We start from the raw sequence: 13,592 nt of genomic DNA, 5'->3' as shown, positions 1-13,592 counted from the left end.
GGTATTATGAGGAGCGGAAAACGAGTGGAACATACGGCGGCGGGGCGGCTTTGACCGCTCTGAGGAAAGTCCGGGCCTCACAGAGCACGGTAACTGCTAACGGCAGCCGAGGGTGACCTTAGGGAAAGTGCAACAGAAAACAAACCGCCGCAGCAATGCGGTAAGGATGAAACGGCGAGGTAAGAGCTCACCAGCGCATGGGTGACCATGCGGCTTTGTAAACCCTACCGGAAGCAACGCCTATATGGGACGTACAGCGCTGCTCGCGTGTCCCGAAGGCGGCACGAACCTGTCAGCAATGGCAGGTCTAGACAGATCGTCGTTTAATACAGAACCCGGCTTACGGTCTATCTCGTTTTCCATTTTTCAGTCTTTGCTTCCCGCACATTTTTGTGTGGGATTTTTTATTTTTTTGTCCTTCCCGCTTTCTCCGTCGGGAGCGGGCGATGCTGTTTTGTTTTTGTCATTGTTCTTTTACTTCCCGTTTGGGTCTGTTTGTGGTATACTATGTGCACTGCAGGAAATTGCAGTCAACTAAGAAAGACAGGATGTGAAAACCTCCGATGAAAGATGGTTTTTTGAAAGCAGCCGCCCTTTCTCCCGCACTGCGGGTGGCCGACTGCGCCTATAACGTCCGGCAGATCACCGAGGCTCTGCGCAAAGCCGCAGCCCGCGGCGTGAAGCTGGCCGTGTTCCCCGAGTTCTGCCTGACCGGCTATACCTGCGGCGACCTGTTTCTGCAGCGTACTCTGCAGACCGGCGCGCTGGACGCTTTGAGCGCCCTGCTGGCTGAAACGCAGGAGCTGGACGTGGTGGCTCTGGTCGGCCTGCCGCTGCTGGTGCACGGCAAGCTGTACAACTGCGCCGCCGTGCTGTGCCATGGCAGGATCCTGGGCCTTGTGCCCAAGACCTATCTGCCCAACTACGGCGAGTTCTACGAAAAGCGCCAGTTCACCCCGGGCAGCACCGATGTGGAGCTGACGGAGGTGTGCGGTCAGCAGGTGCCCTTTGGCACCTCCCTGCTGTTCCGCTGCCGCCAGATGCCCAGCTTTGTGCTGGGTGTGGAGATCTGCGAGGTCTGTGGAGCGCCCTGCCGCCCTCCACCTTCCACGCGCTGGCCGGTGCGACCGTGATCGCAAACCTTTCCGCCAGCGATGAGACCGTTGGCAAGGCCGAGTACCGCCGGGCGCTGGTGTCCAACCAGTCTGCCCGCCTGCTGTGCGGCTACCTTTATGCTTCCGCCGGGCACGGTGAGAGCACGCAGGACATGGTGTTTGCCGGACATGACCTTATTGCCGAGAACGGCACCGTCCTCTCTGAGAACGCCCCCTTTGACGGCGGCTGTGCCGAGACCGAGATCGACTGCCAGCGCATGGAAGCCGAGCGTGCCCGCAATACCAGCTTTGAGCCGGCCGGTGAGGGCTACCAGACCGTGGAGTTCGATCTGGAGCCGGCGGAGACCGTGCTGACCCGCTGGATTGATCCCGCGCCCTTTGTGCCCGGCGACCCCAAGCGCCGCGCCGAACGCTGTGAGCTTATTTTGAAGATGCAGGCGGACGGCCTTGCCAAACGGCTGGATCATGCCCACGCCAAAACGGCGGTCATCGGCATTTCCGGCGGGTTGGACAGCTGTCTTGCGCTGCTGGTGGCCGTGCGTGCCATGAAGCAGCTGGGCCGCCCCGCCCGGGATGTGCTGGCTGTGACCATGCCCTGCTTCGGCACCACAAAGCGCACCCGCAGCAATGCAGAGATCCTGTGCGATGAGCTGCAGGTCTCCTTTAAGGAGATCGATATCGCCAACACCGTGCACAGCCATTTTGCAGACATCGGTCAGGATGAGAGCGTGCTGGACGTCACCTTTGAAAATGGACAGGCCCGCGTGCGCACGCTGGAGCTGATGGACACCGCCAACCGCACCGGCGGTCTCGTGGTGGGCACCGGCGACCTTTCGGAGCTGGCACTGGGCTGGGCCACCTACAACGGCGACCACATGAGCATGTACGGCGTCAACGCCGGTGTGCCCAAAACGCTGGTGCGCCACCTTGTGCGCTACGAAGCCGACATTGCCGCCACCGATGCTCTGCGCACCGTGCTGCTGGATATTCTGGATACGCCTGTCTCCCCGGAGCTGCTGCCCGCCAAGGACGGCGAGATCGCACAGAAGACCGAGGACCTTGTGGGGCCCTACGAGCTGCACGATTTCTACCTGTATCAGGTGCTGCGCTTCGGCTTTGGCCCGGCCAAGATCTTCCGGCTGGCAAAGGCTGCATTCGCAGGCCGTCCGGAGTACCCGGACAGCGTGCTGTACAAGTGGCTGCGCAACTTCTACTGGCGGTTCTTTGCCCAGCAGTTCAAGCGCAGCTGCCTGCCCGACGGCCCCAAGGTGGGCAGCGTGACCCTTTCGCCCCGCGGCGACTGGCGGATGCCCAGCGATGCCTGTGCCGCACTGTGGCTGGCTGAGCTGGAACAATTACAGATCAAGGATTAACGCATGAAAAACAAAAAGCTGCTTACCAATCTTCTGTTTGCCGTGGTCATTCTGGCCATTGCCGCTGTGCTGCTGGTGGTACGCCGCGTGCACGCTTCCGGCTCCGGACTGCGGGCCGAGCTGATCTACGGCGACAACAACACCACCATGAACCTGCCGCTGGACGTGGATGAGACCTATGATGTGGACACCGGTTACTATACCGTCCACATCCAGATCAAGGACGGTGCAGCCCGGTTTGTGGATTCGCCCTGCCCGGATCACATCTGCGAAGGCTTCGGCTGGCTTTCCAACGAGGATCAGACCGCCACCTGCCTTCCCGCCCGTGCAGTGCTGACCATTGTACCTGTTTCCTGACAAAAAGGAGTGGTTTTGAATGATGGATGAAAACGATCGTTCCCACGAAGACCGCCGTTCTCTGCGGCACATCAGCCGCAAGGAAGGCTCCGATGATACTGCGCCCATTGAGGTGGACAGCTCGGCGTTCTTTTCCGAGACTCCTCCGGAACCGCCGCAGACCCCGCCGCCCAAGCGTCCTTCTGCCCAGAAGCCCACGCACAAGCATCACGATGCACCGGTACCGCCGCAGGCGCATCCGCCCGTGGACGGAGCTGTGGCAGCACCTTCCAAATGGGGGAATATTTTGCTGATCTTACAAGGCCTTTTAAGTGTTCTGGCTCTGGTGCAGCTGTGGCGCACCCAGATGCTTCCGGTTCTGTATCTGGTCATTCTGGCCGCGCTGCTGGCGCTGCTGTGGCTGCTGGTAAAGCGCTGTCAGGAGTACAATGTTCCCGGCAAGGTGGCCCGGGTGTTCTCGGTGTTCCTGTGCGCCGCCATGGCGCTGGGCTGCTTCTGGGCTCAGCAGGGCCTTTCCGCTCTGGGCAGCATGACCTCCGGCCTGCTCACCGGTGCCGAGGCCAATAAGATCACCAAAGAGCCCTTTGTGATTTACCTCAGCGGTGTGGATACCCGCGGCGAGCTGACCGAAAATGCCCGCAGCGACGTGAACATCCTTGCTGCCGTGAACCCCGTCACCAAGCGGGTGGCCCTCGTCAATACGCCCCGCGACTATTACGTAGATCTTGCCGGTACCAGCAGCAAGGACAAGCTGACCCACGCCGGTCTGTACGGCGTGGAGACCAGCATGGAAACGCTGGGCAACCTGTACGGCGTCAACGTGGATCATTACATCCGTATCAACTTTGCAGGCTTCATCAGCATCATCGATGCGCTGGGCGGTGTGGATGTCTACTCCGATCAGGCGTTCACTTCGGTGGGCAGCCCCGGATACTACGATCCCACCACCTTTGTGGAAGGCTGGAACCATCTGGACGGTAAGTCCGCACTGGCCTTTGCCCGTGAACGCCACGCCTTTGCGTCCGGCGATATCCAGCGCGGCATCAATCAGATGAAGGTGATCGATGCCATGCTGAACAAGATCAAGTCCCCTGCCCTGCTGATGGGCTTTTCCAAGATCATGGATGCCGCCTCCGACTGCTTTGTGACCAGCTTTTCACAGGATCAGATCAGTGCGCTGGTGCGGATGCAGCTGAGCGACTTTGCCGAGTGGGATATTGAAAGCTATACCGTCACCGGCACAAGCTCCAGCAGCACCAAATGCTACTCCGCCAAGGGACAGAAGCTCTACGTCATGAAGCCGGACGATTCTTCTGTAAGCAAGGCCAGGGAAATGCTCGCGTCCGTGCTGGGCGGTGAGGGCACCGTTGCCGACACCACCCAGAAACCGGAAAAGACCGAGGTGTTCACCCCCACCACCGACCCGAACGCCGCTGTTTCGGAGGTGCCTGCCGAGAGCGTTCCCGAGGAAGTGCCCGCCGAGAGCGTGCCGGAAGAGACCGTCCCGGCCGACCAGCCTGCAGATGCAGAGCAGCCTGCCGACACCCAGACGCCGGAGCCGGAAACTCCCGCTGAGGGCGAGACCGGCGGCGACGGTTCCACCGAAGCTCCGTCTATCTCCCTGCCCACGCAGGAAGAGGTGGAACAGGCTGCATCGTCCATCTACAATGCGGCTTCCTCCATCTGGGGTGCCATTCAGGATGCCGCATCTCAGCAGAACGACGCGGCCTGACGATTTGAAATATCCTCTGCGCAAGCTCCGGACTCTATAGCGGAACTATTATTTTATTTGCAAAACAGGAAACGACTGCGGTCATTTCCTGTTTTGCTTTTTCACCAGAAAGGCCGTGCCGCTGAACTGCATAAAAAAGCCGCCTGCATTGGTTCAAGATGCAGGCGGCTTTCTCATTCTATAAAATCATTACGCTTTGATCTCGTTCCAGACGCTCTTGCCATCCAGACTGGAAGCATCCACATCCAGATACTCGCAGATGGTCCGGGCAATGGTGCCAAAGCACAGACGGGTGCCAAGGTCAACGCCAGGCTTCACGCCCTTGCCGCAGATCAGGTACGGCACATACTCGCGGGTGTGGTCGGTGGTCTTGGTATAGGACGGGTCGCAGCCGTGGTCAGCCGTCACCATCAGGAGATCGCCCTCCCGCATCCCGGGGATGAAGTCTGCCACGAACCTGTCGAACTCCGTAGCAGCGGCGGCATAGCCCGCCACATCACGGCGATGGCCGTAGAGCATATCGAAGTCCACCAGATTTACAAAGGCAAGGCCCTCAAAGTCGCGGGTCTGCAGTGCCTTGGTGAAGGCGATGCCGTTGGTATTGCCGGTGGTCTTGATCTTCTCGGTCACGCCCTCGCCGTCAAAGATATCGAAGATCTTGCCCACGGCGATGACATCCCTGCCCGCGTCCTTCAGCAGATCCAGCATGGTGGCGCGGGGCGGCTTCAGGCTCAGATCGTGGCGGTTGGTGGTGCGGTAGAAGGTGTCGGCAGTATGGCCCAGGAAGGGGCGTGCGATCACGCGGCCCACACCGTACTCGCCCTTGAGCATTTCGCGGGCGATCTCGCAGTAGCGGTAAAGCTCATGCACCGGCACCAGCTCTTCGTTGGCAGCCACCTGAAATACGCTGTCGGCACTGGTGTAGACGATAAGGGCGTTTTCTTTCATGGCCTGCTCGCCGTAATCCTTCAGCACCTGCGTACCGGAATAGGGCTTGTTGCACAGCACCTTGTGGCCGGTCTTTTCCTCAAACTCATGGATGAGCGCCTCCGGGAAGCCCTCCGGGAAGGTAGGCAGCGGTTTGGGGCTGACAACGCCCGCAATCTCCCAGTGGCCGATGGTGGTATCCTTGCCCATGCTCTGCTCCTGCAGGCGGGCAAAGGAGCCGATGGGTGCATCGGTCTTTTCGCCTGCCGTGACGCCATCGATGTTGAACATGCCCAGTCTGCGCAGGTTGGGGCAGTTGAAGTTGGGATGCTTTGCAATGGCGCCCAGGGTGTTGGTGCCCTCGTCGCCAAAGGCGGCGGCATCCGGCTCTGCACCGATTCCAAAGCTGTCAAGGACGATCAGAAAAACACGCTTCTCCATATCGTTTTTTCTCCATTTCCTCCGGAGCATGCCCCGGATAAGTGATACTATCTTTACTTATCATTATAAGCAAATCCCGCACCGGATGCAAGCTTTTTCGCCCTCCTGCAAATATCCGTCATTTTCACCAAAATGTTCGTCATTTTGTTCACGAATCGGCCGGGCGTTTTTTGATTTTTGAGCGTAAATACGTCATTCCGCGGCAAAGATTTCTTGACCGCCTAAAAAATTCAGCCACAGCGCAAAATTTCCCTTGCTCTATTGTATCCCAGCAGATATAATAATAGATGGAAAAGTTTTGAACCACAGGATTTTTCCGCTTTTGTACCACAGCACGGGATTTTTCCCGTTGGCCGCGCGCAGCTGTCTGTATGACAGCGGACAGCCTGCCGCAAAATAGAGAATGTGAAGTAGTAGTTGGAGGTAGTAAAAGTATATGAGAAAAACAAAGATCATCTGCACTCTGGGCCCGTCCACCGATCAGGAAGGCGTTCTGCGCGAGCTGGTCGCCAACGGCATGAATGTTGCCCGTTTTAATTTTTCCCACGGCTCTCACGAGGAGCATCTGGGCCGCTTTGAAAAGCTGAAGGCCATCCGTGAAGAGCTGGGCAAGCCGGTCGCTGCCCTGCTGGACACCAAGGGTCCCGAGATCCGCCTGAAGGACTTCAAGAACGGCACCGAAATGCTGGAAGCAGGCCAGACCTTCACCCTGACCACCCGGGATGTGGAGGGCACCAAGGAGATCTGCTCCATTACCTATAAGGACCTGCCGCAGGATGTGCAGCCCGGCGGCACCATCATGCTGGACGACGGCCTGATCAAGCTGCAGATCGTCACCGTGAACGATACGGACATCGTCTGCAAGGTGCTGAACAACGGCAAGATCAAGAACAAGAAGGGCGTCAATGTACCCGGCGTGCACCTGTCCATGCCGTATATGAGCCAGCGCGACCGCGATGACATCATCTTCGGCGCACAGCAGGGCTTCGACTTCATCGCTGCTTCCTTCGTGCGCACCGCGCAGGATGTGTACGACATCCGCAACCTGCTCAACGAGTACGATTCCGACATCCGCATCATCGCCAAGATCGAGAACCGTGAGGGCGTGAACAACATCGACAGCATTCTGGCTGCTGCCGATGCCGTCATGGTGGCCCGCGGCGATCTGGGCGTTGAGATCGACTTTACCGAGCTGCCCGGCATTCAGAAGAACATCATCGAGCGCTCCTTCTCCTTTGGCAAGCCCATCGTCACCGCTACCCAGATGCTGGACAGCATGATCGTGAACCCCCGCCCCACCCGTGCCGAGATCTCCGACGTGGCAAATGCCATCTACGACGGCACCTCTGCCATCATGCTTTCCGGCGAGACTGCTGCCGGTGCTTATCCGGTGGATGCTCTCAAGACCATGTCTGCCATTGCTGAGCGCACCGAGCAGGAGAACCACGCCCGCTTTGTCCCCCTCACCGAGAACACCGGCAAGATCAGCGTGAGCGATGCCACTGCACACGCTGCCTGCCTGACCGCCAAGGACGTGAACGCCGCAGCCATCGTTACGGTGTCCGAGTCCGGCAACACCGCCCGTCTGCTGAGCAAGTACCGCCCGGAGCAGCCCATTATCGCCTGCGTGATGAAGGAACAGGTACAGCGTCAGCTGGCCCTGAGCTGGGGCATCACCCCGCTGATGATGCCTCTGGCACACAGCACCGATGAGCTGATCGAAATGTCCACCTCTCTGGCCAAGGAGAACGGCTACCTGCACAACGGTGAGCTGGCAGTCGTGACCGCAGGCGTGCCCGTGGGCGTGTCCGGCACCACCAACATGATCAAGATCCACATGGTGGGCAACTGTCTGGCTACCGGCGTGGGCGTTGGCCGCGAGAATGCCGATGTGACCAGCGCCACCGGCAAGGCCTGCGTCTGCCGCACTCTGGAAGAGGTGCGTGCAAAGTTCAAGCCCGGCATGGTGCTGGTGGTCCCCGCTACCAGCAACGAAATGCTGAGCTATGTGCGCGACGCCGCCGCTCTGGTGGTGGAAGAGCCGGGCCTGAACAGCCATGCCGCCATTGCCGGCAAGGCCCTGCTCAAGCCCACCGTCGTGGGTGCTGCCGGTGCCACCAGCCACATCCGTGACGGCCTGATGGTCGCTGTGGACTGCGCGCACGGCAGCGTGCAGCGCCTGCAGGCATAAGCCAAAGGAGAAAACTCATGGAACGCATTGCAAGCTTCTGTGTTGACCATACCAAGCTGGACCGCGGCATGTATCTGAGCCGTCAGGACGGCGATGTTCTCACCTGGGACATCCGCATGAAAAAACCCAATCACGGCGACTACCTGACCACCGGTGCCGCCCACACGCTGGAGCATCTGTTTGCCACCTATGCGCGCAACAGCGCCTTTAAAGACAGCGTGATCTACGTTGGCCCCATGGGCTGCCGCACCGGCTTCTATCTGCTCACCCGCGGCCTGACCCCCGCCGAGGCTCTGGAGCTGACGGTGGAGTCCTTCCGCTTCATGGCTGGCTTTGAGGGCGCAGTGCCCGGTGCCAGCGAAGTGGAGTGCGGCAACTACCGCGATATGGACCTGCCCGCTGCCAAGGCCGAAGCCGCTGCCATGCTGCCGGTGCTGGAAGCACTGACCGGCGACGAGCTGCATTACTAAGCTATCTTCACCCTTCAAATTCATCATCATAAAAAAGCGCTCTCCCACCGGGTTTCCGTTGGGAGAGCGCTTTCGTTTTATTCGGTTTTTAAAGGCTATCCAATGCCTGCCGTGCAGCACGGATGTTTGCTTCGCTGGTCTGCCACACCTCAAACTCCGAAAAGCCGGGCAGGCCCATGGGCACGCCCTCGCGCCGGAAGGTCATGCGGCTTTGCAGCACCTGTTTGCCGGAAAGGTGAAATGCCCGCACACCGGTCTGCGCGGCCAGCACCGGGATGTTCTGTGCCGAGACCCCGGCACCTGCCAGAATCTCCACATCCTTCCCTGCACGCTCTGTCAGCTGCCGCAGCAGTGCAGCGCCCTGCGGCGCGCTGGCCGCCTGTCCGCTGGTGAGGATGGTGCAAAGGCCCATGCTCCGGGCTGTTTCCAGCGCAGCAAAGGGGTCCGCGCAGACGTCAAAAGCGCGGTGCAGGGTACACGCCACCGGACGGCCCGCCTTCTCTGCTGCCTTGCGTGCCGCCGCATAGATGGGCTGCATGGCTCCTGCATCCAGCGCACCCTCCGGGGTCAGCACACCGGTCACGATGCCGTCTGCCCCGGCTTCCACCAGCTCTGCGGCCAGCTGTTCCATCTGGGCAAGCTCATAGCTGTCATAGCAGAAATCGCCAAAGCGGGGCCGCAGCAGCGCCCGCACCGGCAGGCCGGTCTCTGCCTTGACCTGCTGCACCAGCGTCAGGCTGGGCGTTGTACCGCCAACGATGAGGTCGGCACACAGTTCCAGCCGGTCGGCACCGCCGCGCTTTGCCGCCAGCGCACTGGCGGTGCTGTCCACACATACTTCCAGAACGGAACGCATGATAATTCCTCCTTTTTTGCCGGATGGCTCTCCGGCGCTTTGTTTTATTCTACCACATTTTTCCGGTTTGTAAAATTATTTTATTGTGTTCCGGCGATGCGGCAGAAAAAAGGCTGCGGCCCGGGTCTTATCCCTGCCGCAGCCTTTGTTGTTTTGTTCAGATCAGGCCAAGCGCCTTGAACTCCTTTGCAATGCCGTCCTCATATACCGAGGGCGCAATGCGGTCACAGCGCTTTTTCAGTGTTTCAGAGCCATTGGCCATACACACGCTGATGCCTGCCACATCGGTCATCTGCAGATCATTATCGCTGTCGCCAAAGCCAATGGTATCTGCCAGCGTACAGCCCAGATGGTCACAGATGGCCTTGATGCCAGTACCCTTATCAAATTTGCGGTTGATGAGCTCACCATTCACAAAGCCATCGGTCAGGCTGTCCAGCTTGCTCTCGCAGAACACGAACTGATCCGCATAGAGCCGCTTTGCCTCGGCAAGGTCGCTTTCGTGGTCGGCAATGAATACGATCTTATACAGCGGCTCCCCTTTGTAATCGGAAAGCGGCAGCATGGACATGCCATCTTCCATGGCTTTGCGCCAGCGCTCTGCTTCGCTGTTCAGCGGTGCGCCCTTCTTTTGGTGGATAAAACTCCACCTTTGGGTCATTTTGACACCGCCAAAAGTGGCATCCCGGGCTTCCAGCGTGCACTCCACGCCATGGCGTTCCAGCGCCGCGCGCACGCCTTCGGCCTGCTGCGGCTCCATGGGGATATCCACCAGAGTCTTGCCATCGCACAGCACATAACCGCCTGCACTGCACACCGCACCCGCAAAGCAGCCGTGGCGCAGCAGCGGCTCGGTCATGCGGTGGTTGCGGCCGGTGCACAAAAACAGCTTGTGCCCGTTTGCTTTGGCGCTGTCCAGCGCGGCCAGCGTGCTTTCCGGGATCAACATATCCCCCGGCGGCAGCAAGGTACCGTCAATATCCAGAAAAATCAATCTACGATCCATATCATCCTTACCCTCTGTTTACAGAGAACCGCGCTCCACTACCTGATACCCCAGCGTCACCTGACGCACCGGGCCGCCATATTCCTTCTCTTCCAGCATCTGCAGCAGGATCCGGGCGGCTTCCTGCCCCACCTGCTTCTGATAAAACCGTACCGTAGCCAGACCCGGGTCGGTCACACTGCCCGCCCAGCTGTCGCCAATGCCGGCAAGGCCCACATCCCGTCCAATCTGCCGTCCTGCCTGCTTGAGCGCATGCATGGCGCCAAAGGCCACCGTATCGGTCACGCAGACCACACCATCCAGAAACGGGCAGCGGGTCAGCAGCTCCTGCATACAACGCTGTCCCTCTTCCACGGTGAATGCATTGCAGCAGATGCGGGGCAGCTGGTCGCCATCCAGCCCTGCATCCCTCAAGGCATCCTGCACGCCTTCCCGGCGCTGGATGCCGGTGGCGTCGTCCCGTTCGGAGCCGCCAATGTAAACGATCCTTCTGCGGCCATGCTCCAGCATCCGCTGGGTCAGCTCCCGGACGGCGGTATGGTCATCGTTGTACACGCAGGCCACGTCCGGAAAACGCTGGCCTGTGACCACCACCGGTACACTGCAGTTTTTCAGCGCCTGTGCCAGCTGAGGGGTATAGTAGCTGCCCAGCAGGATAATGCCCGCCACGTGGTTGCGCTGCATGGCAGTCAGATAGCCCAGCTCCCGCTGGGCGTCCAGCTCGGTGTTTCCCAGCAGCAACAGATAGTTTCTGGCATCCAGCTCACTGGCGATCCCGGCGGTGAGCTGCCCGACCGACTGGGAGCCGATGCTGGGGGCGATCACGCCGATCTGATTCACTTTACCGGTGCGCAGGGTCTGAGCGGTCGTATCGGGGCGGTAGCCGGTCTTCTCCACAACCTCCCGGATGATGGCGCGCTTCTGCTCACTCAAAGGCCCGCCGTTCAGGTAACGGCTGACGGCCGCACTGGACACGCCAGCCATTCTTGCAATATCACTGATGGTCATATTCGCGGTACTTCTCTCTTTTGGGGTGCATTGTTGTGTGTAAACGTTTTCACGCTTATTATAAACCGCTTTCACCCATCCTGCAAGATGCGCTTTTTCCGGTTTATCCCGGTATGCGATTTGTTTTTTTATTGACCGTGCACAAAAGACAGCCTTTTCTCCCAGCGAAAAGCCACCATTTTTTCAAAACAGACAGGTCACACTGCCCCCATGCTCCAGGCACGCACCAGCAGCCCCAGCACCAGCGCCGCCAGCAGCACGATCATGACTGTCTGATTGCCGGAATTTTTCCGTTTCTTTTTACAATTTGTATTTCCGCGACCCTTTGCAGAGCTGCTGCGGCCGGAATTGCTATGCGCTGCCGTTCTCTTGCCGGAAGAGCGGCTGCTGCCCGTTTTGCGGCTCTGGGACTGCCTTGTGCTCTGGCGGGATGTACTGCGGGCGGCAGGCTTTTCGTCAGCCGGTGCACGGCTGGATGCAACAGGCTCCTTTGCCCCGCAGCGGGACAAAAACTCCTCTGCCTGACGGTAATAGCGGGCCAGCTCGTTTTCCCGGAAGGCCGTGCCCGCATAGGCATCCTCCAGACATTCGATGGCTTCGTTGAACAGGATCGCCGCCTGCGCCGCGTCGGTCTGGTCGGTGGCGTGGGCTGCTTCGTTGCGGGCCGTTCGCACGGTGTTGCAGGCGCGGCGGGCTGCACCCGGGCTACTGGTGTTTCCCAGCAGATCCAGAGGCTTTTCCGCATCCTTTTCCGGGTCCAGCAGCACACGCATACAGATGGTGGTGTCCAGCTGCTGCCAGCTGCTCTTGCCAGAAAGATCCGGCATCCGGTCATAGTAGTCCGGACTTTCCTGCTGGCGCTGGGCAATATGGTCAAGCAATGCGCCCAGACTGTTGGAGCCGGGCTTGTGCTCCCAGTGCCAGCGCAGCAGGCGGCGGCTGATCTCATCGCAGGCGGTCTTGATCTCAAAAGCGGCCTGTAAGGCTTCTTCCGGCATGGTCGGGTTCTCCCTTCTGATATGCAAAAAAGCGGAGAAGGCAGGTCAGCCCTCTCCGCTGCTGTTTGTGTTTACAGTACGAACTGATAGTACACGAAGCCGCACAGCGCCACAGCCGCGCAGATGACGGCAGTGATGGGCGGCACCCAGCGGATCAGCGTTTCTGCCACGCTGTCGCGCTCGTCCTCGTACTCCTCATTGTCCTCATAATCAGGCTCCGGCTGCTGGGCCACCGGCTGTGCACGGCGGGAGGCGGCAGGCATCACACGGGTGCCTTCCTCTGCCTGTGCACGCGCTGCCCTGTCCGGGAACTGTTCCCGCATTCCGTCATCCAGCATACGGGTCGGCTCTGCAGCAGGCTCCTGCGGCTGCGGGCGGCGCGGTGCGCCCATGATGCGGGTGGGCTCCTCCTGTGCCGGCTGCACAGGGGCGGCTCCCATGATACGGGTCGGCTCTTCCTGTTCCGGCTGCGGCGCCAGAGGAGTTTCCAGCTCCGGCTCGGTCTGGGCAGGCTGTTCCGGCTGCAGCAGGGTGTTCAGCGCGTTCTGCAGCAGGATGCGGTCACAGCCGCACTCCGAGCAGTAAACGGTATCTTCTTCCTTGGGATGGAACGCACCGCAGGCGCAGTACCAGCCGTTTTCAAACACCTGAGGCTGATACTTCAGCTCCGGGCGGTTCATGCGGACCTCCAGCGCCTTTTCCAGCTCTGCGGACAGGCGCTTGGGGGCAGGCAGGCGCACGCGCTTGATGGCATCCAGATGCACCACCCGCTTGCCGTTGTACACATTGCACAGCGAAACATCCACGCTGGTGATCGCCTTGGAGGTAACGAACACGGCATCATCCATGCCAAACATTTCGCCGGGCTTCACTTCCAGATCGCGGTACTCGAACCGGTCTTCGCACAGGATCACACCGTCTACGCCCTTGCACTTGAAGTGGATCTCCAGCGCAGTCAACGTCACCTTGGAAATGTTCTTGAAGGTCAGGCAGACCGCGTGCTCACCGCTGACATCCCCCTTGAGCAGCTCCACGCAGACGAACTGCACCGGACTGCCGGGGGTGTAATAGTTTGCGCGGGTCCGTGCGACCGGGTTAAAATTTTCCTCCACGACACT

Annotated in this window: 10 protein-coding genes, 1 other RNA gene and 1 pseudogene; 6 read left to right on the top strand and 6 right to left on the bottom strand. The window is 59.8% G+C overall.

Annotation, left to right across the window (positions count from 1 at the left end):
• The first annotated feature begins 21 nt into the window (after positions 1-21).
• The 4 genes and pseudogenes from rnpB (at position 22) to ACKXF7_RS09950 (ending at position 4,577) form a co-directional block, all read left to right on the top strand.
• Positions 22-359: RNase P RNA component class A (gene rnpB / locus ACKXF7_RS09965), an RNA gene on the top strand.
• A gap of 204 nt (positions 360-563) precedes the next feature.
• Positions 564-2,488 (top strand): annotated as a pseudogene (locus ACKXF7_RS09960) (NAD(+) synthase).
• Between the two features lie 3 nt (positions 2,489-2,491).
• Entirely contained in the window at positions 2,492-2,845 is a 354-nt protein-coding gene (locus tag ACKXF7_RS09955; protein WP_005940047.1) for a NusG domain II-containing protein, read from the top strand.
• A 19-nt stretch (positions 2,846-2,864) separates the two neighbouring features.
• Positions 2,865-4,577, top strand: a complete 1,713-nt coding sequence (locus ACKXF7_RS09950; protein ID WP_423741195.1) for an LCP family protein — start codon at positions 2,865-2,867, stop codon at positions 4,575-4,577.
• A 189-nt stretch (positions 4,578-4,766) separates the two neighbouring features.
• On the opposite strand, the gene ACKXF7_RS09945 is transcribed toward ACKXF7_RS09950, so the two are convergent.
• Entirely contained in the window at positions 4,767-5,945 is a 1,179-nt protein-coding gene (locus tag ACKXF7_RS09945; RefSeq protein WP_339395175.1) for a phosphopentomutase, read from the bottom strand.
• Positions 5,946-6,381: 436 nt separating this feature from the next.
• On the opposite strand from ACKXF7_RS09945, the gene pyk reads away from it, so the two are divergent.
• Both pyk and ACKXF7_RS09935 read left to right on the top strand, forming a co-directional pair.
• Positions 6,382-8,136, top strand: a complete 1,755-nt coding sequence (pyk, locus tag ACKXF7_RS09940) for a pyruvate kinase (protein ID WP_249236980.1) — start codon at positions 6,382-6,384, stop codon at positions 8,134-8,136.
• A 17-nt stretch (positions 8,137-8,153) separates the two neighbouring features.
• Positions 8,154-8,606, top strand: a complete 453-nt coding sequence (locus ACKXF7_RS09935) for an S-ribosylhomocysteine lyase (RefSeq protein ID WP_249236981.1) — start codon at positions 8,154-8,156, stop codon at positions 8,604-8,606.
• A gap of 88 nt (positions 8,607-8,694) precedes the next feature.
• On the opposite strand, the gene ACKXF7_RS09930 is transcribed toward ACKXF7_RS09935, so the two are convergent.
• The 5 genes from ACKXF7_RS09930 to ACKXF7_RS09910 all read right to left on the bottom strand — a co-directional run bounded on the left by ACKXF7_RS09930 (position 8,695) and on the right by ACKXF7_RS09910 (position 13,586).
• Positions 8,695-9,462 carry a copper homeostasis protein CutC gene (locus ACKXF7_RS09930; RefSeq protein WP_423741194.1) on the bottom strand — a complete coding sequence of 256 codons (768 nt, stop codon included), beginning with the start codon at positions 9,460-9,462 and terminating at the stop codon, positions 8,695-8,697.
• A 157-nt stretch (positions 9,463-9,619) separates the two neighbouring features.
• Positions 9,620-10,468: an HAD family hydrolase gene (locus ACKXF7_RS09925; RefSeq protein WP_423741193.1), complete on the bottom strand. Its 849-nt coding sequence runs from the start codon at positions 10,466-10,468 to the stop codon at positions 9,620-9,622.
• A gap of 18 nt (positions 10,469-10,486) precedes the next feature.
• Positions 10,487-11,476, bottom strand: coding sequence for a LacI family DNA-binding transcriptional regulator (locus ACKXF7_RS09920; protein ID WP_423741192.1), 990 nt, complete (start codon positions 11,474-11,476; stop codon positions 10,487-10,489).
• A 197-nt stretch (positions 11,477-11,673) separates the two neighbouring features.
• Positions 11,674-12,474, bottom strand: a complete 801-nt coding sequence (locus tag ACKXF7_RS09915; RefSeq protein ID WP_423741191.1) for a hypothetical protein — start codon at positions 12,472-12,474, stop codon at positions 11,674-11,676.
• 71 nt (positions 12,475-12,545) lie between these two features.
• Complete coding sequence (locus ACKXF7_RS09910) at positions 12,546-13,586, bottom strand: hypothetical protein (protein ID WP_423741190.1); 1,041 nt, start codon at positions 13,584-13,586, stop codon at positions 12,546-12,548.
• Positions 13,587-13,592: the final 6 nt, after the last annotated feature.

Source organism: Faecalibacterium sp. 7, assembly GCF_049562865.1.
GTDB lineage: Bacteria > Bacillota > Clostridia > Oscillospirales > Ruminococcaceae > Faecalibacterium > Faecalibacterium wellingii.
Note: the sequence above shows the minus strand (reverse complement) of the source record. Positions and strands in the feature narration are given on the sequence as shown.

Excerpts from the sequence above, each read along its gene's own strand:
- ACKXF7_RS09955 (WP_005940047.1), top strand. The coding sequence starts at position 2,492 with ATGAAAAACAAAAAGCTGCTTACCAATCTTCTGTTTGCCGTGGTCATT.
- ACKXF7_RS09920 (WP_423741192.1), bottom strand. The coding sequence starts at position 11,476 with ATGACCATCAGTGATATTGCAAGAATGGCTGGCGTGTCCAGTGCGGCC.
- ACKXF7_RS09935 (WP_249236981.1), top strand. The coding sequence starts at position 8,154 with ATGGAACGCATTGCAAGCTTCTGTGTTGACCATACCAAGCTGGACCGC.
- ACKXF7_RS09950 (WP_423741195.1), top strand. The coding sequence starts at position 2,865 with ATGATGGATGAAAACGATCGTTCCCACGAAGACCGCCGTTCTCTGCGG.
- ACKXF7_RS09945 (WP_339395175.1), bottom strand. The coding sequence starts at position 5,945 with ATGGAGAAGCGTGTTTTTCTGATCGTCCTTGACAGCTTTGGAATCGGT.
- ACKXF7_RS09925 (WP_423741193.1), bottom strand. The coding sequence starts at position 10,468 with ATGGATCGTAGATTGATTTTTCTGGATATTGACGGTACCTTGCTGCCG.
- pyk (WP_249236980.1), top strand. The coding sequence starts at position 6,382 with ATGAGAAAAACAAAGATCATCTGCACTCTGGGCCCGTCCACCGATCAG.
- ACKXF7_RS09930 (WP_423741194.1), bottom strand. The coding sequence starts at position 9,462 with ATGCGTTCCGTTCTGGAAGTATGTGTGGACAGCACCGCCAGTGCGCTG.
- ACKXF7_RS09915 (WP_423741191.1), bottom strand. The coding sequence starts at position 12,474 with ATGCCGGAAGAAGCCTTACAGGCCGCTTTTGAGATCAAGACCGCCTGC.